This window comes from Phormidesmis sp. 146-12, from assembly GCF_052939495.1.
In genome coordinates, this window is sequence record NZ_JBJPHS010000057.1 from 1 (window position 1) to 25,916 (window position 25,916).

22 protein-coding genes are annotated in these 25,916 nt (G+C 47.3%); 10 read left to right on the forward strand and 12 right to left on the reverse strand.

Annotated elements, in window-relative coordinates:
- Nucleotides 1-33: 33 nt before the first annotated feature.
- The 6 genes from ACKFKF_RS21570 to ACKFKF_RS21595 form a co-directional block, all read right to left on the reverse strand.
- On the reverse strand, nt 34-159 hold the full coding sequence (locus ACKFKF_RS21570) for an SDR family NAD(P)-dependent oxidoreductase (RefSeq protein WP_446869618.1): 126 nt from the start codon (nt 157-159) through the stop codon (nt 34-36).
- 354 nt (nt 160-513) lie between these two features.
- Nucleotides 514-1,668, reverse strand: coding sequence for an HAD family hydrolase (locus ACKFKF_RS21575; RefSeq protein ID WP_446869619.1), 1,155 nt, complete (start codon nt 1,666-1,668; stop codon nt 514-516).
- 126 nt (nt 1,669-1,794) lie between these two features.
- Complete coding sequence (locus ACKFKF_RS21580; RefSeq protein ID WP_446869620.1) at nt 1,795-2,925, reverse strand: YcjF family protein; 1,131 nt, start codon at nt 2,923-2,925, stop codon at nt 1,795-1,797.
- Nucleotides 2,926-3,236: 311 nt separating this feature from the next.
- Nucleotides 3,237-3,719: a CAAD domain-containing protein gene (locus ACKFKF_RS21585; RefSeq protein ID WP_446869621.1), complete on the reverse strand. Its 483-nt coding sequence runs from the start codon at nt 3,717-3,719 to the stop codon at nt 3,237-3,239.
- Nucleotides 3,720-4,057: 338 nt separating this feature from the next.
- Entirely contained in the window at nt 4,058-4,957 is a 900-nt protein-coding gene (locus tag ACKFKF_RS21590) for a transposase family protein (protein ID WP_446869622.1), read from the reverse strand.
- A 216-nt stretch (nt 4,958-5,173) separates the two neighbouring features.
- Nucleotides 5,174-5,431 carry a hypothetical protein gene (locus ACKFKF_RS21595; RefSeq protein WP_446869623.1) on the reverse strand — a complete coding sequence of 86 codons (258 nt, stop codon included), beginning with the start codon at nt 5,429-5,431 and terminating at the stop codon, nt 5,174-5,176.
- 127 nt (nt 5,432-5,558) lie between these two features.
- Between ACKFKF_RS21595 and ACKFKF_RS21600 the strand changes: the two genes are divergently transcribed.
- The 4 genes from ACKFKF_RS21600 (at nt 5,559) to ACKFKF_RS21615 (ending at nt 11,751) form a co-directional block, all read left to right on the forward strand.
- Nucleotides 5,559-7,349, forward strand: a complete 1,791-nt coding sequence (locus ACKFKF_RS21600; RefSeq protein ID WP_446869624.1) for an ABC transporter ATP-binding protein — start codon at nt 5,559-5,561, stop codon at nt 7,347-7,349.
- 63 nt (nt 7,350-7,412) lie between these two features.
- The gene (locus ACKFKF_RS21605; protein ID WP_446869625.1) at nt 7,413-8,405 is read left to right on the forward strand and encodes a helix-turn-helix domain-containing protein; all 993 of its coding nucleotides are present in this window, start codon (nt 7,413-7,415) and stop codon (nt 8,403-8,405) included.
- A gap of 118 nt (nt 8,406-8,523) precedes the next feature.
- Nucleotides 8,524-10,782: a TonB-dependent siderophore receptor gene (locus ACKFKF_RS21610; protein WP_446869626.1), complete on the forward strand. Its 2,259-nt coding sequence runs from the start codon at nt 8,524-8,526 to the stop codon at nt 10,780-10,782.
- Between the two features lie 12 nt (nt 10,783-10,794).
- On the forward strand, nt 10,795-11,751 hold the full coding sequence (locus ACKFKF_RS21615) for an iron-siderophore ABC transporter substrate-binding protein (RefSeq protein ID WP_446869627.1): 957 nt from the start codon (nt 10,795-10,797) through the stop codon (nt 11,749-11,751).
- Here the strand turns inward: ACKFKF_RS21615 and ACKFKF_RS21620 are convergent.
- The 4 genes from ACKFKF_RS21620 to ACKFKF_RS21635 all read right to left on the reverse strand — a co-directional run bounded on the left by ACKFKF_RS21620 (nt 11,735) and on the right by ACKFKF_RS21635 (nt 17,745).
- Nucleotides 11,735-13,012 carry an MFS transporter gene (locus tag ACKFKF_RS21620; RefSeq protein WP_446869628.1) on the reverse strand — a complete coding sequence of 426 codons (1,278 nt, stop codon included), beginning with the start codon at nt 13,010-13,012 and terminating at the stop codon, nt 11,735-11,737. The genes ACKFKF_RS21615 and ACKFKF_RS21620 overlap by 17 nt on opposite strands.
- Before the next feature lie 87 nt (nt 13,013-13,099).
- The gene (locus ACKFKF_RS21625) at nt 13,100-14,029 is read right to left on the reverse strand and encodes an iron-siderophore ABC transporter substrate-binding protein (RefSeq protein ID WP_446869629.1); all 930 of its coding nucleotides are present in this window, start codon (nt 14,027-14,029) and stop codon (nt 13,100-13,102) included.
- A 38-nt stretch (nt 14,030-14,067) separates the two neighbouring features.
- Nucleotides 14,068-16,614, reverse strand: coding sequence for a TonB-dependent siderophore receptor (locus tag ACKFKF_RS21630; RefSeq protein ID WP_446869630.1), 2,547 nt, complete (start codon nt 16,612-16,614; stop codon nt 14,068-14,070).
- 132 nt (nt 16,615-16,746) lie between these two features.
- A complete protein-coding gene (locus tag ACKFKF_RS21635) occupies nt 16,747-17,745 on the reverse strand; it encodes a helix-turn-helix transcriptional regulator (protein WP_446869631.1) in 999 nt (332 codons plus the stop codon).
- A gap of 215 nt (nt 17,746-17,960) precedes the next feature.
- On the opposite strand from ACKFKF_RS21635, the gene ACKFKF_RS21640 reads away from it, so the two are divergent.
- From ACKFKF_RS21640 to ACKFKF_RS21650, 3 genes are read left to right on the forward strand one after another with little or no spacing between them, the layout of a single operon-like run.
- Nucleotides 17,961-19,706, forward strand: coding sequence for an ABC transporter ATP-binding protein (locus ACKFKF_RS21640; protein ID WP_446869632.1), 1,746 nt, complete (start codon nt 17,961-17,963; stop codon nt 19,704-19,706).
- Complete coding sequence (locus tag ACKFKF_RS21645; protein WP_446869633.1) at nt 19,696-19,938, forward strand: hypothetical protein; 243 nt, start codon at nt 19,696-19,698, stop codon at nt 19,936-19,938. The genes ACKFKF_RS21640 and ACKFKF_RS21645 overlap by 11 nt, the downstream gene beginning before the upstream one ends.
- A gap of 59 nt (nt 19,939-19,997) precedes the next feature.
- Nucleotides 19,998-20,159, forward strand: coding sequence for a hypothetical protein (locus tag ACKFKF_RS21650; protein WP_446869634.1), 162 nt, complete (start codon nt 19,998-20,000; stop codon nt 20,157-20,159).
- A gap of 355 nt (nt 20,160-20,514) precedes the next feature.
- Here the strand turns inward: ACKFKF_RS21650 and aspS are convergent, their stop codons facing one another.
- Nucleotides 20,515-22,317, reverse strand: coding sequence for an aspartate--tRNA ligase (gene aspS / locus ACKFKF_RS21655; protein ID WP_446869635.1), 1,803 nt, complete (start codon nt 22,315-22,317; stop codon nt 20,515-20,517).
- 162 nt (nt 22,318-22,479) lie between these two features.
- Here aspS and ACKFKF_RS21660 point away from each other — a divergent pair, with 162 nt between their 5' ends.
- The 3 genes from ACKFKF_RS21660 (at nt 22,480) to ACKFKF_RS21670 (ending at nt 23,333) form a co-directional block, all read left to right on the forward strand.
- Nucleotides 22,480-22,755 carry a hypothetical protein gene (locus ACKFKF_RS21660; protein ID WP_446869636.1) on the forward strand — a complete coding sequence of 92 codons (276 nt, stop codon included), beginning with the start codon at nt 22,480-22,482 and terminating at the stop codon, nt 22,753-22,755.
- Complete coding sequence (locus ACKFKF_RS21665) at nt 22,752-23,021, forward strand: type II toxin-antitoxin system RelE family toxin (RefSeq protein ID WP_446869637.1); 270 nt, start codon at nt 22,752-22,754, stop codon at nt 23,019-23,021. Before ACKFKF_RS21660 ends, ACKFKF_RS21665 begins: the two co-directional genes overlap by 4 nt.
- Before the next feature lie 75 nt (nt 23,022-23,096).
- On the forward strand, nt 23,097-23,333 hold the full coding sequence (locus ACKFKF_RS21670; protein ID WP_446869638.1) for a hypothetical protein: 237 nt from the start codon (nt 23,097-23,099) through the stop codon (nt 23,331-23,333).
- A gap of 41 nt (nt 23,334-23,374) precedes the next feature.
- Here ACKFKF_RS21670 and ACKFKF_RS21675 read toward each other — a convergent pair.
- Nucleotides 23,375-25,916 (reverse strand): hypothetical protein (locus tag ACKFKF_RS21675; RefSeq protein WP_446869639.1); only part of this gene is annotated, 2,542 nt, incomplete at its 5' end.

Below are 25,916 nucleotides of genomic sequence, written 5' to 3' on the forward strand. Positions count from 1 at the left end.
TCTACTGACACTGACTAGTTAATCGTACTACATCTACTTGAAAAATGCTGTATCTTGCGATCGGGCTACTAAAATCAGATTCGTCCCGCGAGAGGCTAATTCTTGAGCAAAGGCGGCTCCGATTCCGGCTGAGGCTCCGGTGATGAGGGCGGTGGGCATGGGGGGTGAGGGAGGAGGGAGGAGGGAGGAGGGAGGAGGGATGAAACAAGAGCGGGGTTCTAACGTGGGTTTGAATGCCAGGTTTTCGCTTCGTTGTTGGGTGCTTCTGCCCAATCCTTAATTCTGGAGGACTTCTAGATAAGAATTTCATCTCACAGAATACTTGGCGATTGATGTTAGCTTCGCAAGAGCCTTCGGCAACGCTGCTATCAGAACAAAGTCCACCTCCGTAGACTAACGGTTAAAATCACTCCTTTAGTCTGCGAAGGCACACTTTGTTCTTGTAGCCCCGTAGCCGAAGGCTCTTGCGAAGCTAATAGCAGTCGGAGGGCATCTATGATTTGTGCAGGAAGTCTATTGGGCGATCGGGACGGTCTGACGTTGGGCCACTAGAGAGCGATCGTAGTGGGCTAGGAAATCGGCAGGACTGTCGTAAATCTCCAGGGCACCTGCTAACTGAGAATCGTCAAAGTCACCTGTGCGGAAGGCAATTACCTGCACACCTGCTTTATTTGCGGATTCGATGTCGTAGGGCGTATCGCCAAACATGATGGCTTGCTGGGGCTGTAGGTGCCCTTTGTCGAGAGCAGCTTGTACGAGGTCAGGAGCGGGTTTTGAGGAATCAGCATCATCGGAGGTGGTGGTGGGTTGTTGCTCTAGTAAGTCGTCAACCTGGGCTGCTTTCAGTAAAACCGAAAGTTCTTCACTGGTCGCAGAACTCGCTACAACGAGCTGAAACCCTTCTTGTTTGAGTCTAAGCACAAAGTCTCGTGAGCCAGGAGTCGGAGGCAAGGTAGCGCCAAACTTGTTGATGATGAGTTCTTTGCGGCGATCGGCGATCTGTTTGCCAATGCCTTCTTTTCCAGACAGTTCAGAAGCCATGCGGGGCACAACTTGATCGCCACCCATTCCAATCAAAGGGCGCACGCTTTCAAACGCAACTTCGTAGCCATAGTCCGCAAACGATTCGACCCAGGCTTGAGCGTGAGCATCGTTGCTAATCACCAGCGTGCCATCAATGTCGAGCAAGATGCCTTTGACCATTGCATCCGAAGTCGCATTTTGACTGGAATTAAGAGACGAGTCTAGTTGAGAAAGACCATTGCTCACTGTTTCTTGAGTTTTGGCAGCGAGATTAGAAGCGCCTTGTTGAATGCTTTCTCCAGCATCCTCAACGTCTTGAGCAATCTCTTTTCTAGCTTTGTCTGCTTGGGTAGCGAGACGATCGATCGCTTGATTCAATGACGGCAGCGATTTACTTTGATTGCGAGTTGCATAGTAGCCCGACCCCGCAGATTTTGAATTTTGAACTGAGGCACTCAACGCCCCCAAAACGCCACCCAAAAGCGCACCCAAAACGCCTCCAGCCATTGCACCGAGTGTTCCGCCGATCGCGCTGACACCGACAACTCCAACCGCAGGATGTACAGAGGGTGCATTCACTTCTTTGAGGGCAGCATTAGCATTGTGATTGGCAGACTGAGCGATTTGTTCACTTGTATTTGTCATAATCAACCCCCGAATGATTAACGTCGCCTCATTCTAGAAAGTGCAACTCTCGGTGATGTCTGCTTTAAGGGCTATCTTTAGTTAAACGTTAGTAACTTAAGAACGGTGGGAGATGCTAACCACTCTTTATTCGACTTCCAGATTGAATTGATTAGTGATCGCATTCAGCACAATTGCTTCCTGAGACGAGATTTCTCCGCTGCTTTCAGCAATACGACGACATTGGGCAAGTAAGGGAATGGCAAAATCGCGGTTAAGTTGTTGTAGTAGCTTGTCTAATGGTTCAGGTGATTGAATGTTCGTCGCGATCGCTTCTAGAGAATGAGGTTCTAGTTTCAGGGTTTTGAGTTCGGGGAGAACGCTGTCCCAGGTTTTTTGAGGATAACTAGCTAAGATCATATGAACTAGAATTTGATCCATTACTGCTTGTTGAGCGATCGCAACATTCATATATTGTTCGCTCTCTTGCTGGATGGCTTTTAGGGTTTCAGCATTGGGTTCTTCAGTGGCTTCTCTCAACTTGGCTTCATAAAATCGACAAGCCGCATAGCCCAGTGAATATATCATCGTGGCATTGGTGCCCGCTCCGATCGCTGCGCCTGCTAGAGGAATGTTTCTCAGAAAGCCAAAACCTGCTCTGAGGGCATTGCTACCACCGAGCGCTAATCCAAAGATTGCTAATACTTCTCCTTTACGGTTTGGGTCACGCAGATCTAAGCCATAAGCGGCGGCGATTTCATATAACATTTCAGTCTGAATGGCGGTAGTAGCGGCCAGATCGATCGCCAATAGCGCCACTGCAAATCCCGGTAACATACTGGTGAGAAAGCCTGTTCTTCCGGCGTTGATGGCTTTTTTTACCATAATCCGGTGAGCAATCTGGCTAGGAGATTCTTGAGGATGCTGTTGTTGAAGTTGTTTGACTTCAGATTCGGCTCTATCAAAATCAACGCGATCGGTCATGCCAATTAGCCAATCTAATCTCAGCACCCCAACAATTTTTTGCACGATCGGGTTTCTCAAAAAGGGAATATTGCCCACCAGAGACAGGGCTTCTCCGGCTCCTCGCGCCAGGTTGCTAATCCATTGAGTCGGCTTTTGGGTCAGGGTTTTACCAATCTCGACGGTTGTACTGACGATCGCCATTCCCGCTTGAAAGGTTAGCCCGGCGATCGAACCTAGTAGGTTAGCCTGCTGCGAACGGGTCTCTAATGCATGAGGTTCTTCTTTTGAGCGACTTGGATCAGATTTGACCATTGTGATAACTCCTCGTTGCGATGATGGCACTCTATTAGATTGATGAGTTGTAGTAGAGAAAGTAGCCCCTCGACTGTGCTACGGTGTACACACAAGTCTATCGATCTGTCGTTGCTGAGATCCTTCGCCCCCTAAATCCCCGATTCTGGGGGACTTTGAGCCGTTGTCATAGCTTTGAACTTTGGAAATCTTTCCTTGGTCAAAGTCCCTCACTTGTGGGGGATTTAGGGGGCTGAAGCCGACTGAAACGAAGCGACAACGACTTGCGTGTATACCGTAGCTCGACTGTGAGAGGCTGTTTCGAGGGGCTTCTAGCTGTTCTTGTCGGTGCCTAATACTTCATTGATATCACCCACAATCTCACGCTTAAAGTTGCTCACTTTTTGAGACAGTTCTTGACGTTGAGAAGCAGTCAATAGATAACGATAGACAAACCAGCCTGTGTAAATGATTCCAACTAGCTCAAACAGTGGAGACAGAATTGGAACACTGGTAGCAACTGTCAAAATCGCGCCCAACAAGGTGAGAAGTAGATTCAGGGCTACGATCGCCAGCAGTGCCCAACCAATTGCTTTCAAGATCGGCCAATAGGGCTTTAGAACAGAAGAACTGTAGCCGATCGGGTCATCAAAAAACGCTGAAATTCTTGCTTTGTCTCTCAGCCACTCTTCGGTGGGAGGGGCAGTAACGGTTTTGTTTTCGATCACTAAAGGATCGCCTGTTGGCAGATCAATCACTGTGGTTTGGGTCGTGACTTCAGGCAATCCTGTGGTTTCGGTCGTCTCGGTTGACATGATGGAATCTCCTAATTTAGAAATCTGGACTGAACGGGACATTTCTAACCTCCCAAAAGCAGAAGGTCGAGTTAAGAATTTTGCAGCTACTTCCTGAAGGTACTCAACCAGAGGGATGACCTCATCTTGCTTAAGAGACAAGCCACCTCTCTCGATCGTCGTATTTTCTCAAGTAAAACTAGACAGACAACTTTAGATCGCGGTTAGCTGCTGAAGGAAATCGATCGCGTCAATTTCTAGTTCTCAAGAAGCCAGCGATCTAAAAGCTTTGTTAGATGTGTTGCTTAATAAAAGGCGTTGCAGGCAAGCGCAAAGCGCATTTCCTCTCCCTATCGTAGTTAAGCCACCTCCAAGTAGAAGTTCCACAACCCAGCCGCCGTGAGCATCAGGTGATCATCGAATTCAGGCACACGATTTCTATAGATGTCCGATACCGCACCGTAGCGCTTCATCCCCGCATGGGCATGTTCACAGACGACTCGTTGACGGCTAAACTCTCGGTTGTGCTGTTTTTGAGCCTCGCTGAGTTCTTTGCCTCTGGGTTTTTTGTGCGGCAGATGGACGTTGACAAACTCATTTTGCAATCCCTGAAATCCCAAATCTGCTTCGATTCTGACTGCATCGGGAATCTTGTCCACCCAGTCTGCTTCATCCAGTTGTCGCTTGTCATGGATCTTTCCGGGTTGCGCTTTCGTGAGCAAAATCACTCGCTTTTTTCGCGTGCTGCCCGTGATGTGTTTACGGGTATGCCGTCGTTTCTTGCCCGAATAATGCGCTTTCTGATTCTGAGTTTCCTGAGGGCGCTGCACGGGACGCTCTGTGCCGTCCAAAATCACTTCTTTCACATCGCGATAGCGCTCCAGAAACTGCTCCATACTTTCCAGCTTGCGCTCCGGCAAGACCATCTTTTTGCCTAAAGCCGTCTCTAAGATCTCCTGTAACCGATGCACCCAGCGATTGCTGCGTCCTCTCTCTAGGTCAAATAACCACCCTAAAACATCAAACGTGGGGTAAGTCTTGAAATAGAATAGGCTGAAGAACAGCTTGGCTTCCACACTCCCCAGTCGGGCTTTGCGCCCCCCTCCTCTCGCTCGTTTCCGGGGCTTGGGGTCGTGTTGCAGCGCTGCTTGATACCCCTCGTCGAAGACCGGGCACAACTCGTCAAACGCCTTGCGATTGAGTCCGGTTAGCGACCTCAATAGGCGATCATTGTCTAACGCTCGACTAATGTTGAACATCGTCTGCTTCTGCTCCTGAGGTATCACTAATCTACCTTATAAAGCAACAGGTCTAGCGTAGTTTGCTGTATGGTCATCCACCTAAGTTTATCTATCTTCAGGTGAATGGCACTTACTTAGGTCAATCAACGAGCTAGACTAGCTTTGAGAATTGAGCGAGGCTGCTTCATCAGGGGGAAGGCTTTCGGTCTGCGTTTTCTAACTCTAGGTTCATTGTCAAGTGGAGACTGGTCGCCCTGCACTGGCTAACCAACTGATCACCCGACTCACCGCCTTGCGACAACGCTTGTCGCTGTCGAACACCGGGGATAGAAATGCCCACAGCGTCACGAACGGATTAAACAGACGATCCCGATAGCTCACGTTCTCTTCGACCAAGACCCTGGCTATCACAGATTCAGGCAGGATCTGTTGAAACGGTAAACCGACCCTGTTGGCGAATGTTTGCTTGAGAATTTCAGCAGAGTTTGGCATAGTGGAGCTAGTTATTTTAGTCACTCCCAGCCTGTGACCTCAAAAAGACCAGGGTTGGAGCTTTTTCTTGCTCTATTTTCTCAAACCCCGACCCTTAAGTAAGTGCCATTCGTTTGAGGTTAGCTTTATGACAACGAATCGAGCTTCAATCTGGTCGCTTCTTTGGCAAATGATTACTTATGCTCGATCGCTGTATTGGACAGACACCATTCTCTGGCTATTAATTGCTGGACTGCCTGCTGTACCCGGTGTGATCATTCGCGAATTCTTCAACACATTGACGCGCCAATCTGCTTTCTCCTTTTCTCCCTGGGTATGGATTGCGATATTACTTGCAACAGGTCTAGCGCAGATTGTTGTTATTTTCAGCGGACGAATTACAAAAACGCAGCATCGTTTCACAATGAATAGTTTAATTCAGCGCAATCTTTTGTCGAAATTGCTAAATCGTCCCGGTGCTGAAGCTTTAACCACGACTGGCGAAAACACAATCTCACCCGGAGAAGTAATCAGCTTTTTTCGAGAAGATGCGAGTCAGATTGAAGATAATGTTGTGGGTACAAATGAAGTTTTAGGTGAAGGCATTTTTGCCATTGGTTCGTTGCTGTTGCTCTTAAGTGTAAATGCCACGATTACGCTGTTTGTATTTTTGCCCCTGGCGCTCATTGCGGTGATTCTGCATCAAGTTAGCGATCGCATTAAACGTTACCGTCGTGCCAGCCGTCAAGCGACACAGCAAGTAACCGGAATGGTAGGAGAAATGTTTACGGCAGTGCAAGCGATTCAAGTAGCTGGAGCCGAAACCAGTATGTTAAGCCATTTTCGACAATTGTGTGATCGCCGTCGTCAAGTGATCGTCAAAGATCAACTACTCAATGCAATTTTAAGTTCTAGCTTCGATAATCTTGTGAGCTTAGGAACGGGTGCAATCCTCTTCTTTGCGGCTCAATCCATGCAGAATAGTCAAACGTTGAGCGTTGGAGACTTTGCGCTATTTGTATATTACTTAGCGTATGTCACCTATTTTCTGGGGTTTTTAGGCGAGTTTATCGCGCTCTCAAAACAAAGCGAAGTGTCTTTTGAACGGATGCAAGCCTTGGTGAATGCAGAGGCGCAAACGCTCGTTGCCCATCATCCGCTCTATCTGCCAAGGTTGACTGGGCGAACTCCTCAACTACCTATCATTCAGCAGGAAGCAATCTGCGATCGCTTTGAAGAATTGCAGGCGTTCAATTTGACCTATCATTATCCAAACAGCGATTCCGGCGTTACTAATCTCTCTCTCCAGCTTCAACGCGGTAGTTTTACAGTGATTACTGGATCAGTCGGATCTGGTAAAACGACGCTATTGCAAGTTCTTTTGGGACTATTACCTCTGCAATCGGGAGAAATCCTTTGGAACGGACAGAAGATTGCTGATCCGGCTCAGTTCTTTGTTCCGTCTCAGAGTGCTTACACGCCACAAGTTCCCCAACTGTTTAGTACAACGCTGCGAGAAAATATTCTGCTTGGGCTACAGAAGAGCGATGAGGAAGTCCGAAATGCGATCGCGCTTGCAATGTTCGATCGAGACTTAGCAATGATGCCCGATGGACTCGATACCCAGATTGGCTCTAGAGGAATGCGGCTTTCTGGCGGACAAATTCAGCGAGTTGCTGCGGCTCGAATGCTGATTCGTCAACCGGAACTCTTAGTCTTTGATGATCTGTCGAGTGCTTTGGATGTTGAAACAGAACAAAAGCTTTGGTCGAAGCTATTTCAGCTTAGCTCGCAGTCTTGGACACCTACGTTTCTTGTAGTCTCTCATCGGCGAGCAGTTCTTCAACGGGCCGATCGTATTCTTCTACTAAACAAAGGCAGGCTTGAACTAGAGGGAACTTTTGAAGACTTGCCTCTAGCCTATACTGAGATTCAATAATTGAGAATGAGTTTCATCTATGATACGATGCTCCTATTCATTTTACAGTGCCAATTGTAGAGAATGGCAATTACTCTTTCGCAGCAAGATTACTGGGAACTCATTTGCTCTGAAGTAGAGGCTCCACAAATGTTGTCAAATTTCGACTGCACTTGGAAATATTGTGGTGAGCTTGGAGCGGGCTATTACCGAGAGATTCAGATTCGAGATGGCGTGGAGTTAGCGATCGCGGAAGATTACTTTCGTGAGGAACTTAAAGTAGTTACCTGCGATCGAGAACATCCTCTAGAACTGAGCTATACGCTGATTGGAAGCGCCGCATCTAATTTAGACGCTGCCAATGCGGGTCAATATATTTTTTGTGGGAGCGGCATGGCTCCCGGTGAAGCACTGCAAATTGCAGAAAATCAACGTAATCTGAGAGTAACACTCCATATTGATCCGGCTGTTTTTTACCAATGGATGCCAAGTCTGACGAAGCAAATTCCGGTCGAAATTGAGAATTGGTTGAAACCCGCTGACCAACCCTACTACACCCAAGTTAGCCAGACAACAACTGCAATGCAAGCTACACTTCAGCAGATTTTGCAGTGTCCATTTCAGGGATTGACTCAGCAGATGTATCTAGAAGGCAAAGTCTGGGAACTGATTGCATTGCACTTTGCCCAGACTGCCAAAACGGATCTAGATCGTGTGCCCAAACCGTTGAGATCAGATGACATTGAGCGAATTCACTATGCTAAAGAAGTGCTAGTTGCTCGGTTAGACGAGCCGCCCTCTTTGATTGAGTTAGCTCGGTTGGTCGGGATCAATGACTGTAAGCTTAAAGTAGGCTTTCGTCAGGTGTTTGGTACAACAGTCTTTGGCTATTTACAGGACTATCGAATGGAGCGATCGCGGCAGTTGCTAGAGTCCGGAGATCTCAGCATTGCAGAAGCGGCGAGAGCAGTTGGATTGGTGAATCGCAGCCACTTCGCGATCGCGTTTCGCAAGAAGTTCGGGGCCAATCCTAGAGATTACCGTCAATCGGTTTTGAATCGATGCAATGTAAGTTAAAACTCCGTTCACCGTTCAAAAAATTCCGTTCACCGTTCACGCGATCGCAGAATGCTCACGATTATTCGGTATGCTTCTGAGAATATTTCCTAAGTATTAGGCGGCGAGTGGAGGAGTGATGGCAAGTTATCGATCGATAATGTTGGTAGGGAGCATTGTGTTGATTGCTCTGCCTTGTATTGCATCAGAGCGCGATCCAGTAGAGAAGCAAAGTGGTAAGGCTGAGATTGTCGATCATTCAATTTCTACCTTAAAAGATTGGAAACAACCTGCAACAACCGTTGAAGAATGGCAATCCCAAATTCAGGCGCAACAGACCGTTAATCAGAAACCTGATGAGGATCAAGAAGAAGAAATTGTCATCACAGGAGATCAACAACCGAGCGGTTATCGTGTTCCAAATGCGACGACTGGTACAAGAACCGACACGCCGATTCGAGACATTCCGCAGTCCATTCAGGTGATTCCGCAAGAGGTTTTGAGAGATCAAGGATTAAACGCAACGAGCAATCCATTGGGCAATGCAGTTCAAAACGTCAGTGGTGTTAATAATTTAGGACTTTATCAAGGGTATGAAAACAGTTTGAGAATTCGAGGATTTCGAGTTTCGACCTTTGATGGCAACTACTTTCGAGATGGCATTCGATACTTTACGTTTGGTGCTTTAGAAACGGCTGACTTAGAGCGAGTGGAGGTGCTGAAGGGGCCAGCATCAATCTTGTTTGGTGAGGCAGAACCCGGAGGGATTATCAATCTAGTTTCAAAGCAGCCGCTTCGTAATCCGTATTATTCCCTTGAAGGATCAGTTGGAAGTTATCGATCGGTCAGAGTCGGAGCCGATTTCTCTGGTTCCATTAACTCAGAAAGAACAGCACTCTACCGCTTTAATGGATACTACAAAGATGCAGGAAGCTTTCGAGATTTTGTGTCTAGCGAGGGCGTGTTTCTCTCGCCTGTAGTGCAATTAAATCTTGGGCAAAACACAACACTCACGCTCAATGCAACATATCGAAATGAGCGGCGAACAACCGACGATGGCTTTGTTGCGATCGGAACTGGAATCGCCGATTTACCTCGAAATCGCTTTCTGGGTGAACCGTTTCAAGAATTTAGCGTGAATGACTTCAGCATTGGCTATCTACTCACTCACAAGTTTAGTGAGCAGTTGACCCTGAGAAATGCTTTTCGCGCTCAGTGGGTGAATCCAGAGCGATATTTCCCATTGCGGAACTCGATCGATGAGGCTACTGGAGATTTAGAATTAGCAACCTACTTTGCGGCTGGGGAATATCAAGCGATTACCACTCAGACGGATTTGATCGCCAAGTTTTCGACGGGAGCAGTTCGCCATCAATTGCTATTTGGAGTAGACTACGAACGGCAGATTAATAAGCCAAAATTCGCGATCGGTGATCCCTATCGAACCATCAACATCTTTGATCCAATCTATGACGGGATTGAATATCCCAAGGAAGAACTCTACAATTTCTTCCGCAACGATACAATTCACAAACTAGGAATTTATCTTCAAGACCAAATTGAACTTGCACCCAACTTTAAGCTACTGCTTGGTGGACGATTTGATAGCTATTCGCAGCAGCGTAAAGAAGAATTTAGTGGTGAACCCAGACAAGAATTCGAGCAGCGTGATAGTCGGCTTAGTCCTCGATTTGGTGTGGTCTATCAACCGATTCCAATAATCTCGCTCTATGCTTCTTATACCACTGCATTCAGGGCAAGTTTTGCAAGCAATCGGAATGGGGATGGTTCTCCGTTTGAGCCTGAAACAGGTCAGCAGCTAGAAGCTGGGATCAAAACCGATTTAGCTCGAAATTTAAGTGCAACCCTCGCGTTCTATGACTTGCGAAAGAAGAATGTGACAACCGATGATCCTAACTCTAGTGATCCTAACGATCAAGTACAAACTGGAGAACAAAGAAGCCGAGGGGTTGAATTTGATCTAGCAGGTGAGCTTGCTCGTGGTTGGAAAATCATTGCTTCTTATGCTTACATTGATGCTTTTGTCAGCCAAGATGAATCAGGATTTGAAGATAAACGACTCGATAATACTCCCAAGCATTCAGCAAGTTTGTGGACAACTTATGAAGTACAGCGTGGCAGCTTAAAAGGATTTGGCTTAGGGATTGGCGTTTACTTTGTGGGCGATCGCTTTGGAGATTTGTCCAACACTTACACCATTCCAAGCTATGTTCGGACAGATGCCTCTATCTTCTACAATCAAGACAAATGGCGGGCTGCAATCAACTTCCGCAACCTGTTCAACACAAAATACTTCACTGGCTCTGATGAAAGTCGCTTCGGAGTTTATGTTGGCGACCCTTTTACTGTTACAGGTTCAGTGTCAATTGTATTTTAGGAGATCAGAGGGATGAAATTCTGCGATCGCATCGTGTGGTTTTGCTTCGGACTGTTCATCAGTTTGCTTCTAGCTGCCTGCACAGTCGATCGCAGTTCCCAAATTCAATCAGCCGCTGACTGTCGCATCGTTCAACATAGCGCAGGGGAAACTTGTGTTCCTCGCAATCCTCAGCGAGTGGTGACTTTAGATGCGATGAGTTTAGAAAGTGCGATCGCGTTAGGCATTCAGCCGATCGCTGCTGTCAATGTTGACCTAACCTCTCCCCAACTCAAACAAAAAGCAAGCACAATCCTGAGTGTAGGAAGTAATGGTGAGCCGAATCTAGAAAAAATTTTGGCGTTGAAACCTGACTTAATTCTAGGGGCTGATTATCTATCTTCCATTTATCGCGAAGCTTCTCACATTGCACCAACAGTGTTGACGAAATTTAACCATAGCGGCGAGTGGAAGGATGAATTTGCCTTTATTGCTGCAACTTTAGGACGATCGCAGCAAGCTGAGAAAGCAATGGCAGACTATTACCAGCGCCTAAAAGAGTTCAAAGCTCAAATGGGCGATCGCTTACAAACAACAAAGGTCTCGATCGTATATCTATATGCAGAGATGATCACGGTTTATACAACAGTTGGCTTTAATGGCAGTATTCTCAAAGATGCAGGTTTAGCTCGCCCTGTCTCACAAGATTTAGATCTGGAAGCAACTCAGCAGAAAGGTCTCAGCCCGATTCAATACAGAATCTCTAATGAGCTATTCGATGCTGCCGATGGCGATATTATCTTTATGATTGTGACTCCAAGTGATTCTAAAATTGGCAAAACACGCGATCGTCTTCTATCCGATCCGCTCTGGTCAAAACTCAACGCAGTGCAGCAGGGCAAGGTTTATGAAGTTCTGGATTACTGGATTGGAAGTGGTCTATTCGCTGCAAATGCCGTAATCGATGATTTGTTTAAGTATGTTCCTTAGACTTGTAGAAGAAAGAGCCAGAGAGACCAATCGCGATCATGCTAAATGCACAAGCTGTATAAATCAAAGCAAAGCCTGATCCAGGGCTTGCACCAAAGATCCACTTGATCAATCCTGTTGAAGAAATCATTGCAGGTTCAACAATGCGATCTGCTTTAGCAGATATCTCTGCGAGATCGCCTAACGGGCCCGCCACGAGTGCTGCGATCGCTGATAAACATTGAGCTAAAAACGAATTTGCCGCAAACACTCTTCCTTGGGCTTCGGGGCTAACTTTTGCCATCCAAATCGCAGTTTCGGAGCTATCCATTAACGGAAAGTTAAACGAAGAGCAGAATTGAGCAGGAAGCCACACTTGAGGAACTCGCCCTAAGCCTACAGTCATTTTGCTCAACCCTGCGCCAATGATTCCACTGAATACTCCTCGAATTGGCTGTTTGAAACCTCCCCAAATGCTAATCACGATCGCGCCTGTCACGCCACCAATTCCCGCTGCTGTCCCAATCTGCCCCAGGACTGCGGCACTTCCGTTGGTTCTTGCCAAAACCATTGGAGTGTAGAGCGTTTCACCCAGATCATGCACAAACCAGAAGGGAAGTATTAAAACTAGCAGGTTGCGTAGAGGAGCATGGGCGAGAAGGAAGTGAAAGCCAAACATCAGATCTCGTCGGAAATTGAACCTAGCCGACTGTTCAGGCATTTCGGGTTGAGGAATTCTGCGAGTAAGGAGTGTTGCGATCGCGACAAGAAAAGTCAAGCTATCAATTCCTAAAATGCCTCCCACTCCAATGATCGGATAAAGACTCGCTGCGAATGCTGGCGCTAAAATCAACGAGCCATAATGTAATGCTGATCCCATACTACTAGCACGGGTGTAGTGTTGCTGAGGAACAAGTGAGCTAATTGAAGCAGAGTAAGAAAGCTCTTGAAGCTGGCTAAAAACGCTAGTAACCGCAGTCGTTAGATATAAGTGCCAGATTTGCAGATTGTGAGTCAAATATAGAAATAACAATAGCAAGCTGGAAAGAGCCGCGATCGTATCGCCTAAGACCATCAGGCGTTTGCGGTTAAAGCGATCGACAATCACACCAGACACTAAACTAATCGCAATTCGAGGAACTTGAAAAAAGAAGCCAACTAGTGCTAACGAGGTTGCAGAACCCGTCGTCTCCCATGTCCAAAGTTCAAGAGCAAATCCGCTCATGTAAGTGCCGATCGTCGAAACAAGCTGACCGAACCAGAGAATAATAAAAGTACGCATTCGATCTCGTCTAAGCAAAAGTAAGTCGGGTCATGAAGTCGCTCGAATGGTTGGATCAACTAGATACTGAAACAAATCATCGCTCGATTAAGCTTTTCTATCGGCTAAATGTTTCACCAGATCATTGAGAATTTCGTTTGCTGAAAGCACACTGCCAAAAATCCAATAGCCAGAATCAACCGTGTAAACTCGTCTCGCTTTTACTGCATTGAGTGTTTGCCACAATGAACTATTTTGATAAATCTGGAAGTTCTTTTCAGCACCTGGATCAAGCGCAACAAAGATTGCATCTGCCTCTAGCAAATCTATTTTCTCTAAACCGACATTGACGTAGCCATACTCTGAGTTCGGTATCTGCTGAATCTGCCGCTGAATCGCAGGAATAGTGAATACCTTAGTATCATCTAAAACGCTAACGGCAAATGAGTTTTGATTCAGAAATTGCGTGAGTTGCAGATCTGTGTAGAATCGCATTATGCAAATCTTGAGATCCCCAGCTTTTGAAGCAAATTTTGATTTCATCATTTCAATTCTCTGCTGATAGTCACGCAGTCGTTTTTCCGCTTCAAACCTTCTGTCAACAGCATCCGCAGCTTTCCGAAGCGTTTGCTTCCAACCTGTTTGCGAGTACTTGATCGACACAGTTGGCGCAATCTGAGAAAGCAAAGAATAGATGTGAGGTGTGATAAACACTCCTAGAATCAAATCAGGATGCAACTGAACGATTTTTTCTAGGTTGGGTTGCCCTTCTTTGCCTAAATCCGCGATCGCACCGACTTGATTCTGTACCAATGATATTTTGCTTGCCACACGATTCGGAATTGTAGATGCGATCGGCTGTATCCCCAGCGCTACCAAAATCTCTAAACTCTCTTGATCCATCACAATCACTCGTTTCGGATGGTGAGGAATGCAGCTTTCTCCGAGTTCATGCTGAACAATGCGACAGTCTGATACTGTTTGAGCTTGCACGCCGATCGCATGAGTTTGAAACAACCCCACAAGCAACACTCCCATGAGGAACAATGAAAGATGCCGCCACCAGGCGTGAGAGATTAGAACGTCCAAGAAACTGTCCCCCTGATTGTAAACGGAGCGCCATAGTAAACGCGCAGTGGACTTTCTGCTGTTTCAAAATAGCTGATGTCGAACAAATTCTCAATGTTCAAGCCAATTCGATAGTTATCCCGACGGTAGAACAGCGAAGCATCTGTGCGAGTGTAGCTGGGAACTTCAAAAGAGTTATCTAAATCGCCTTGACGCTGACCGACATAAAAGATGCCAAGACCAACCCCCAATCCTTTGAGAGAACCTGTTTGAATTTCATAAGTTGTCCACAAACTGACCGCGTGTTCTGGGACATTGTTGAGACGGTTTCCGACGGCGATCGTATTATCCGCCGTAATTTGAGCATCCGTATAAGCATAAGCCGCCGCAATCTTCCATCCTGGTAGAATTTCGCCTGCAATATCCAGTTCAATCCCACGACTTCTTTGCTCTCCGGTTTGAATTGAAAAATTTGGGTTTGCAGGATCAGTCGTTAAAACATTCGAGCGAGTAATTTCATAAAAGGCCAAGGTTGTCGATAATCTGCGATCGAGCCAGTCTGCTTTTAGTCCCACCTCATACTGAGTTCCCCGCTCTGGCTGAAAAAGACTTCGATCAAATGCAGTTCCCACACTTTGCAGAAAAGAGCGACTGTAACTTGCATATAATGAGAGCGAATCTGTCGGTTGATACACTAAGCCAACTCTTGGACTAAAGACTTCATTCTGCTGAGAAGACTCAGAACCGCTTGCAAGCTCGATCTTCTGGCTCACAATGTCGAATCGCCCACCGAGTAATAATTTCAAGTTTGGCAGTAAATCAATCTGATTTTGCAAGTAAACTCCAAACGCATTTGTGATAAATGGCTCTCTCGGAAATTCTCCAAGCAGCTCTCCTCTAGGCTGTCCATACACCGGATTAAAAATATCGATCGGAGCTAGCGCAAACTGTCGATTACTAGCTGCGTAGACATCTCGATTAAAATCAAAACCAAACAGTAATTTGTGAGCAATGCTTCCTGTCCTAAAGCTTCCAACAACATTCGTATCAAAAGCATAGTTATCTTGAGACTGATCTTTTGTGCTAAACAATCCCCGCTCTAAAGTGCGATCGTCATCTAAAAGAGCCGATGGAAATAAAGAGTTCTGAGGCGTTCTCAAGAAAGTTACTCGAAACGCATTTTGTAACTGCCAATTGTCACTCAAACGATGTTCTAGCGCATAGCCTAAACGCACCGAAGAGCGGTTGTTTTTATCCAACTCGTCGTCAGGTTCACCAATAAATCGATTCCGAGGTAGCTTGCCATTAATGTTTGGCAGTACTGTTCCTCTTGCAGGCAAGCCGCGTGCATTCGGTTGCTGAGAAACAGTGTATTCACCTTCAAAGGTCAACCTTGTTGCTGGGCTAATTTGCCAGGATAGAACAGGAGCAATCAGATAGTTTCGTCGATCGAAGAAATCAATAAATGTTCCAGTCGTCGAAGCCCCGGCTGTGAAACGATAGAGCAACGTTCTAGAATCATTCAGAGGACTCGTGAAATCTAGCGAACCCCCATAGGTATCGAAATTCCCGATCGATCCTTCAACATTGTAGCGAGGAATCGATAACGGTTTTTTAGTCACAACATTGATCGTGCCACCTGGAGCGCCTTGGCTAAATAGCGCACCTGCTGGGCCTTTTAGCACCTCAATCCGTTCAATGTTGGGCACAGCGATCCGATTAGTAATATTCGTTCCATCCCGTAAACCATTTCGGAAAATATTGCCACCTGCGAACCCGGTTGAAAATCCTCGAATTGTGAAACTTTCAAATGCAGATTGCGAGGATTCGCCTGCGGTGACTCCAGAGACAGTCCGAAGTGCTTCACTCACACCTTGCACCTGTCGATCTTGAATCAGTTCTTGCGGAACAACTTGCACCGAGAATGGCAAATCCCGAATCGGTGTATCGGTTCTGCTTCCAGTTGTTGCACTAGGTACGCGATACCCCCGCTGACCTTCCCCCGTCACGACAATCTCTTCATCTGGCTCTTCCTGCTCCGGGTTAAGACTATAGGCAGCATTTCCCGCTCTCAACGTTACTTCTTGTTGTGGTAGGGCATTATTTCCGATAACACTGACTCGAATGCGGGTTGCATCCTGCTGCACAACCTGAACAGCCGAGATTCCTTCAGACGGGTTTTCTACTCTGAATGCTGGTGCATCGGGCAATGCCAGAACAGCGTTAGGGATGTCTGCGATTAGGCTGTTGCCTTCGGTGCGGAATTGGGTAGTGTCGATCGCTAAAGGCTTACCATCAGCCGTAGTTAGCGTAATTTCTAACCCCGTAGCAGTTCGATCGATCCTCACTTCTGTTACTTTGATCGTCTCTGCCTCGATTTGTGCCATCCACTCCTTCAGGCTGGTGGCAGGTCGATTGCTCCGCAAGCTTCCAAGGGAACCAAGGGCGCGAATCCCAGACACTTGAGAATTATTTTGAATTTCTGCTGCCCAACTTGCTTGAGTCGTGAGTACTGATGTCAAGCCTAAAAACCAGAGCGCAAATGTTTGATCCATCTCCCCATCCTCTACACCAAGTCTTGAGAAGCTTTTCATTCCATCAATTAGGAAATCTTCTCAACTGCAATGTTTTGAATATTACGATGAATCAACAGTCTGCCACTTTGCCGAAACGGAATTTTTGTTTGCTCAAACGGAACTTTTTTGATGTTGCAGTGTTTTTGGACTCACTCCGAAGGTTTTGCGAAAGGCAGTACTAAAAGCACAAAGATTTCTGTAACCCACTTTACGAGCCACCTCTGTCACGCTCCATTGACGATCGAGAAGCAGCGATCGCGCTTGTTCCATTCGGTGCTGATGCAGATAGCCAAATATAGTTGTGCCAAAAACTTGTTTAAATCCACGTTTTAGCGAACAGTCATTCAGTCCGACTTGTCGTGCTAAAGCCAGCAACGATGGGGGATTGTCCAACTGTTGCAACAGAATTTCTTTTGCATGATGAATCTGATCGATATCTTTACTTCGTGGAACAGTCGATCGCGCAATTGAGGCATCACTCGAACAAGCTTGATCGATCCACAATGCTAAAACTTCGATCGATTTACTCTCCAGATACATCTGCTTGACCATGCCTTGATAGGGACAACCTAGCATTTGCTGGAGGGCAAGTTGCATCGCGGGTGTAATCGTGTGAACAGGTGAAAAGGGAATTGCTTCATCTCCGTCTAGCATTTGCTGGATTTCAGGCGGTAAACTCTCTATTTGATCACCGATGAGAGTCCGAAATTGCTCTAGTTCTAGATGGATATCAACTTCTATCGTCGTTGTGCGGGATAGTCCTTGAAATTGCCCTCCCGGTGAAATTGAACCCGCGAGGAGATGCTGACCTTGATTGAGTTGTACTCCATTCGGAAGTTGAAGCCCTGATGAAAGAGTAAACATCCATTCCAGACAGCCAATGTCTCCGGGTGGTATGCAAGCAACAATCAAATCATCTTTAAGTTGGTAATGATGAAAGGTTAAGTCAATGCCATTTCGTAACTCAATGTCTCGCTTATACCCTTTGCCTAACATTTGCGGACATTCAGCTATACGATCGCTCTTATCTTCTGGGTCAACTTGTCGTGCCTGTTGACGGCTCACCTGCCAAAAGTCCTCACAAGTTTCGTCAGACAGTACACTTGTCATATCGGAATGGTTTGCTAAAGGGGATAGTCAAGGCACCCTACCACAACTGAGAATTAATATCAATAGATTATTTCCTTCCCCGTGCAAAATATTCAGCAAAAAATCCGTTTAGGAGCCAAAAAACTCCCGATCGCCGCCAAAATCATCTTCTCTATCAAATCGCTCCACGGTAAACTATGCTGTAATCTTTTTTGGCTCTTGAGATTAGTGCGACAATGCAGAACGCCCTTCAACAATACAAACTGCTGCTCGCTGATTATCTCAAGCCTCAATGGAAGCATGTTTTGGCATTAGCGATCGCACTTCTTACTAGCATCGCGCTCCAGATTATCAATCCGCAAATCTTAGGATACTTCATCGATACAGCCGTTCAGGGTGGCTCACAGCAAGCCTTACTTACCGCAACGATCGCGTTTATTACGATTGCGCTTCTAACTCAAGCAGCTACGATCACTGCAACTTACCTGAGCGAGATTGTTGCCTGGACTGCGACTAATGCCCTTCGCGTTGATCTGGCAGCTCATTGTTTACGCTTAGACCTAAGCTTTCATAAAGCTCATACACCTGGCGAGTTATTAGAAAAAATTGATGGTGATGTCAATTTACTGTCTAAATTTTTCTCTGAGTTAGTCATTCACATATTAGGAAATGGCATTCTTCTTTTCGGAATTCTAATTGCTCTCTGTTTCGAGAACGCTTTAGCAGGAGTCAGCTTAACTGCTTTTGCTATCATTGCCCTAACTGTGTTACTTGCACAAAGAGCAATGGCGATCGCACCTTGGGCAGAGTACCGCCAGATTAGTGCTGAGTATTATGGAACAATTGGCGAACACATTGCTGGACGAGAAGATCTTCGGGCAAATGGCTCAATCAGCTATGTCATGATTCGCTTCTATGAATTGCTGCAACGTTGGCTTCCAATCTACCAAAAAGCGAGGTTTGCTAGTACTGTTTTATGGTTTACCAGTGTGGGGTTGTTCACGATTGGAAATGCGATCGCGCTCTTCCTCTGTGCCTATCTCTGGTCTAAAAATGCGATTACGATCGGGACTGCTTATCTCATCTTTCACTACACGAATCTTTTAGCACAGCCGATCGAGCGAATTCGAGAAGAACTTGAACAACTGCAACAAGTAGAAGCGAGTATTCAACGCATTCATGAGCTACGAAACACACAATCAGCGTTAAGCGATCAAGGACAAGCCGTTTTACATTCTGGTGCTTGTGCTGTTTCTTTTGAGCAAGTGTACTTTCAATATGAGCCTAAGAACTGGACACTGCACAATCTATCGTTTTACCTTCCAGCAGGTCAAACACTTGGAATACTAGGACACACAGGCAGCGGCAAAAGTACGATCGCTCGTTTACTACTACGGCTCTATGAAATTCAAGCGGGTGAAATTCGCTTAGGGAACTGTGCGATCGCAGATCTTTCACTCTCAGACTTACGATCGCGAGTTGGGCTAGTAACGCAAGATGTCCAGCTATTTCAAGCCAGTGTGCGCGATAATCTCACCTTTTTTAACGATCGCATTCCAGAGACTTCCATCTTAGAAACACTGGAGGAGCTAGGATTAGCACAATGGCTGCGATCGCTTCCCAATGGGCTTGATACTCAATTGGGAGCAGATAGCAAGGGTCTATCTGCTGGACAGGCACAGTTACTTGCATTGGTGCGCGTCTTTTTGAAAAATCCTAGCTTGGCGATTCTGGATGAAGCTTCTTCTCGGTTAGATCCACAAACCGAACAATTAATTGAAGGAGCAATTGATAGGCTGCTTGCAAAGCGAACAGGAATGATCATTGCTCATCGTTTGCAGACTTTACAACGAGTCGATCAGATTCTAATTCTAGAGCAGGGAAAAATTGTGGAATATGGCGATCGTAAAACCTTGACGAATCAACTTGATTCACGATTCTCACAGTTGCTTAGAACGAGTGCGAATCAGAATGACTTATAGTGATGCACAACTTGGTCAAGGTTGTGAGCGATGGGTAAAACTTGGAGGAATCAGCTTGCTAATTATTGATGTCGTTTATCAAGACGATATTTACCTTGGGGATGCCGCACCCGAAGACATTTATTCAGCAGAGTCTGAGATCGGATCTCATCTGAGGGGAGATTGCTGTGGATTGGAAGCAGGCAAGAACTTTCGTAATTGCTCAACCCCCTTGACGGATGGAGAGATTTGAGTAGGGTAAAGAAATGGACAACCTGCCCAATCTCAAAGAACTGTCAAGCGAGGCAAAAGATGCCTCTTTCCTCTGGACGCAGCCTTGAGAGTGTGGCTATTTACTGGCGCTACAGTCATGCCCTGAGCTACCCACGCTTGTCGCAGATGTTTGCCCAAGTGTTTGGACTGAGCATTTCAGAGGGCGGGCTTGCCCAACTGGCTGCGTCAAGACGCGATTAGACGCACCAGTCGAGTCGATTTTGAGTCGCTTGCAGAAAGCCTTAGCCCTCGAACCGAAGCAAAAGGATGGCATCCGATTACAGAAACGCTACGACAAGCGTCAAGACCACTGATTTCTGTTTCTCGAAGATGCCACGATTCCACCGACCAATCGCTCTAGTGAGCAAGCCTTACCGATGAGCGTCGTGTTTCGCATTCCGTCGTCAATACAGGCAAACGGCAGGGCTTATCGGCTTTTGAATCGATTCAGAAAGCCCTCTCTGCCAATCCTTCTCTATTTGAACCGGGTTGAGCAATTACCAGATATCAAGCCTTAAGTCGCTCTCAAAGCTCAAAGGAGTTTTTTCTTTTATCCTTACTTATCGGATGGTGCAGGTTTGGGTTTGTGGGTGGAGGCGACGTGGAGTTCTTTAAGCTGCTTGTCATCGACGCTGGAGGGCGCACTAGTGAGCAGACAACGAGCCTGCTGCGTTTTGGGAAAGGCGATCACATCGCGAATCGATTCTTCGCCAGAAAGCAACATCACCCAGCGATCGAGTCCATACGCAATGCCGCCGTGGGGAGGTGTGCCATACTCAAACGCTTCGAGCAGGAAACCAAACTTGTTTTGGGCCTCGGCTTCCGAAAGTCCGATCGCTGCAAACACTTGTGCCTGCAAATCGGGCTGGTAAATCCGCACACTGCCGCCGCCTGCTTCTAGCCCGTTGTAAACCAGATCGTAGGCCAAAGCGCGGGCGGTTTTCAGGTCAGCCAAGTCTTCAGGATTGGGAGCCGTAAACGGGTGGTGCAGTGCCTCTAATCGCTTCTCGTCGGCGTTCCACTCAAACATGGGGAAGTCGGTCACCCAGAGCAGGTTGAGCTTGTCGGGGTCGATCAGTCCGAGTTCTTTACCGAGACATTGACGCAGGCGATCGAGGGTCTTATTCACCGTTGCGCCATCTCCTGCACCAAACAATAACAGGTGTCCCGGTTTTGCGCCTGTGCGGGTCAAGAGTTCTTGTTTTTGAGCGTCGGTGAGGTTGTCTTTGATGGCTCCGATCGTGTCAATTTCGCCGTCATCTCGAACCCGAATGTAGGCCAGCCCTTTTGCGCCCATGTCGGTTGCTTCTTTGAACAAATCGCCACCGGGCTTGATTCGCACATTCGAGATTGCATCGTTGCCGTTGGGAATGGGCAAAATTTTCACCATGCCGCCTTTGGCAACCGTATCTGAAAAGACTTTGAAGCCAGAATCTTTGACGATATCGGAGACTTCGACCAGCTCTAAGTCAAAGCGGGTGTCGGGTTTGTCGCTGCCGTAGCGAGACAGGGCATCTGCGTAGGTCAAACGAGGAAAGGGACGCGGAAGCTCGACTCCTTTCAGGGTTTTGAGAATGTGACAAATCAAGCCTTCATTCAGGTTGAGGATTTCTTCCTGGGACATGAAGCTCATTTCCATATCCAACTGAGTGAATTCGGGCTGTCGTTCTGCTCTCAAATCCTCATCTCGAAAGCATCGAGCAATCTGATAGTAGCGATCGAACCCCGACACCATGAGAAGCTGCTTAAACAACTGAGGCGACTGAGGCAGCGCATACCATTCACTCGGATTGACCCGCGACGGCACGAGATAGTCTCTGGCACCTTCGGGAGTCGATCGCGTCAAAATCGGCGTTTCGACCTCGATAAAGCCTTCCTGGTCTTCGAGATAGCGCCGCATCGTCTGCACGAGTTTGTGTCGCAGCATCAGATTTTTGCTCATCCGCTCTCGACGCAGATCCAGGTAGCGATACTTTAGCCGCAATTCTTCCCGCACGGTTTCGGTATCTGCCGCAGAAACCTGGAAGGGCAACTGTTTGCGAACGGCGTTGAGAATTTCAATTTCGTCAGCGTAGATTTCAATTTCGCCTGTAGAAAGTTTGGGATTCAGCGATTCATCCGGACGCTTGGTGACGCGACCCACAATTTTGATCACATATTCGTTTCGCAGATCGCCTGCCTGTTGGTGAGATCCGGGTGTGCGTTCGGGATCGCTGACAATTTGAACGGTGCCAGAGCGATCGCGCAGATCCACAAAAATCACATACCCATGATCACGACGACGATCGACCCAACCATAAAGGGTAACGGTTTCTCCAATGTGGGTGGCGCGAAGATCGCCGCAGTAATAGGTACGCATAGGGAGGGATGAGGGATGAGGGATGAAATGAGACTGATGAATTTAAGTCTAACGATCGTCAGTCCTGAGCGCCTTAGCTTGACCAGGTTTTCTGACAAATCGTGAAAACTTTCTCATTATGCCGCAGTTGGGTGACGCTTACGAGACGGGAGGTGGGATCGAATGGCGATCGGTTCTTTTGGTTCCCGGTTTCATACAATAGAAATTGAAATCCATTCTCGACCAGTTATGACCATTCCAGGTAGCGACTATCCGTTTGCTCAAGAATTTATCACTGATGCGTCGGGAAAGGTTTGCAAAGTCATCATTGATGTGGCTGACTACCAAAAATTGCTCAACGCTTTAGAAGATGAGTGGCTTTACCGCGCAATCATGGAAGTCCGCGATGAAGCCCCAATGAGTTTAGCTGAAGCGCTTGATGAGTTAGAACGATCGTGAATGTTGAATATCTACCGGGCTTCTTGAAGGATCTCAAAGCGTTAAAAAGTAGCCCTATTTTTGATAAGGTCAAAGTCTTGGCTTTTGAAGAAATCCCTACCTGTGTCAGCCTGGAAGAAATCCGAAACTTAACAAAGCTGACTGACTATGAAAACTGCTACCGCATTCGTTTGGGGGATTATCGCATCGGCTTAATCATTGAGAACGACCTTCTCATATTTGCTCGTGTTCTACATCGTAGAGAGATTTACCGCTACTTTCCCTAAAACGACACTTATCCCTTTGAAGATGGGTTCCTCATCACGGCATATCAGACCGATGCGATCAAGGAAGGAGACTGTATGGCTCAAATAAAGGTATTTTACGAACCTGAGACTGAACTGTTGAGTGTGTTTTGGCAAGCTCCCAGAAAAAATCAAGTTGCTACAGAACTGGGGGATGGTGTGATTTTGCTTAAGGATGGAACGAGCGGGGAGCCGATCGGTTTAGAGGTGCTGTCTTATCGTCCTGGAGACGATCGCTTCGATGCGGTCAGTGTTGAGCTAGGTCAGTCGAGTCAAATGCAGCCATCCACATAACGCAGTCCCCTATGATGGAACACGCATTCGTGCTTTTTGGTCTATCGAGTTCGCAATAGTTGCACAAAGGTGTCGCTGACGGTGTGATCTTTGGTGTCTGCGGCGTATTGGATCAGTCGTTCGCGCAGGTTTTGGGCATCGGGGAGGGGAAGCAGGGTGGCGAGGAGGAAGTAAACGCCTCGAAAACGCGGATCGCCCATGTGATCGAGCAGGCGATTTTGGGCTTCTTCAGTGTTACCCAGGAAGGTTTGCACGATGAAGAATTCCATGATTTTGTCGTGGCGAAAGTACCATTCGTGCTGGGCTTCGCCTTTGGCATCTTTCCATTGGCGACTGACGACCATCTTGTATTTTTCGTCTTCCATGCTGACCAGTTCTTGATAAAACTCGTCGGCGGGTAGGGCTTTTTCGTCGTTGAGGCGGAGTGGGTAGACGGCTTCAGAGAATTTCTTAAGCGGAAAGTCCTGGTTCCATTCTGTCTTGTATTCTGCTGCCATCAAGTTATATTGCTGCTCTTGGAGTCGCAGAAGGTTGGGCTGTTTGCCGAGGGCGATCGTTTGGGCGACAACACTAAGATCCATCGGGTTAGACAGGGTGCGCTGAATGGCGGCGAGTTCTTCTGGAGATTGCTGATTGTTCAACACGTCATCGAGATAGGTGAGGCAGGCGTGAGAATATTTGTCGGCGCTCAGGCAATCGCCCCCTAAATCCCCCAAGATTGGGGGACTTTGAATGTGGGATCTCTCTGGATTTGAAGACTGTTTGTCGTCGGAACTGGGAGCGACGATCGCACTTCTCGACAGCAAGAATTCTTGAATCTGATCGCTGCGGAGCGGTTGCAGTTGATAGATTTTGGCGGTGGAAGGCGGCAGCCACTCTAGCGGTTGAGTGGTCATGACGATGTTGCCTTTGAAGAAGTGTTCGACAAATTGGGTAATTTTGGCGCGGGTGTCTGCGGTGACTTCGTTGAGTCCGTCGATGCAGAGATCAATTGCACCACCATAAATCAGATTTTTGAGGAATTCGGCATCCTGGGCCTGTCCGTGGAGTTTGGCTTGGATGGCTTCGATCACACCGTTCTCACATTTGCGGGCGGGCAAGAAGACGACGGTGCGCTTTGAGTGGTTGACGAGGTGACGCAAAAACATCGATTTGCCAAGTCCGGAGTCGCCTTCTAGGACGATTTGCCCCTGGATGGCGGGAATGGCGGTGGTGAGGGGGACGCTTTCTTTGGCATCTAGAGGTTTCACGTCGGATTGGGGGAAGTAGGCGGCGGGATTGAAGCGATCGACTCGCGAATCTGCCAGCAAGGAGAATTTGAACGGTTCAAAGAGTTTGCGGCGCAGGAAGGGAACCCAGGTGAGCAGAAAGCCGACGTAGCCCACGCCGATAATGCGACGTACCCAGGGATTCCAGAAGAAAATTGCCTGCACTGGGGGGAATTTGGGATAAGCGAAGATCAGGAGAAGCCAAACCAATAAGTGAGCAGCGATCACGATTCTGGCTTTGTTGAACCATCGCCAAACGGTAAGCTGATCCATCGCTTTTTGGACAGAAGCGGCGCTGTCGGATTGGATTGCGTTGAGGTTTTGATGGTGTTTTGCCAGCAGAGGAATGTCACCCGGCTCCCATTTGCCCCTGTTGGCGACAGCGGCGATTTGTTGAGTCAGGCTACGCCGAAGATTGGGGAGGTCTTTGCTGGGTTCCCAGGCTTTGGCGAAGACATTCAGGGTTTTTACCCCTTCATCGTGATTGAGTTGAGTGGGAATGCTGACAGATTGTGGTTTACCCATCCATTTGAGGAGTGTTTTGGCTTCATCGCTGCCGCCACTCAAGAAGTAGACCTGAAAACGCCACCGTTGCGCTGCCTTTTGATCCAAGTATTCGGTACCATCCAGAATAATCAACGTTTGATTAAAGTCAAGTTGGCTAATCTTCGCCAATGCAGAAGCCGCACTGTTTCGAACAGAGGAGTCCTGCGTCTCATCTTTAAGGAGGTTGAGAATGTCTGGGATGAAGGGTTTGGCTGTCTCACCAAGATTACCTAATGCCTCAACCGCCCTGCCTCGAACAGAGGAGTCCTGCGTCTGATCTTTGATGAGATTGGCGATGTCTGGGATGAAGGGTTTGGCTGCCTCACCGAGATTGCTTAATGCCTCAGCCACCCTGCGTCGAACACTGGAGTCCTGCGTCTGATCTTTGATGAAATTGAGGATGTCCGGGATGAAGGGTTTGGCTGCCTCACCGAGATTGGCTAAGGACTCAGCCGCCCTGCCTCGAACACTGGAGTCCTGCGTTTGATCTTTGATGAAATTGAGGATGTCCGGGATGAAGAGTTTGGCTGCCTCACCGAGATTGCTTAATGCCTCAGCCACCCTGCGTCGAACACTGGAGTCCTGCGTTTGATCTTTGATGAAATTGAGGATGTCCGGGATAAAGGGTTTGGCTGCCTCACCGAGCTTGGTTAATGCATAAGCCGCGCTGCCTCGAACCTCGGAGTCCTGGGTCTGATCTTTGAGGAGATTGGCGATGTCCGGGATAAAGGGTTTGGCTGCCTCACCGAGCTTGGTTAATGCATAAGCC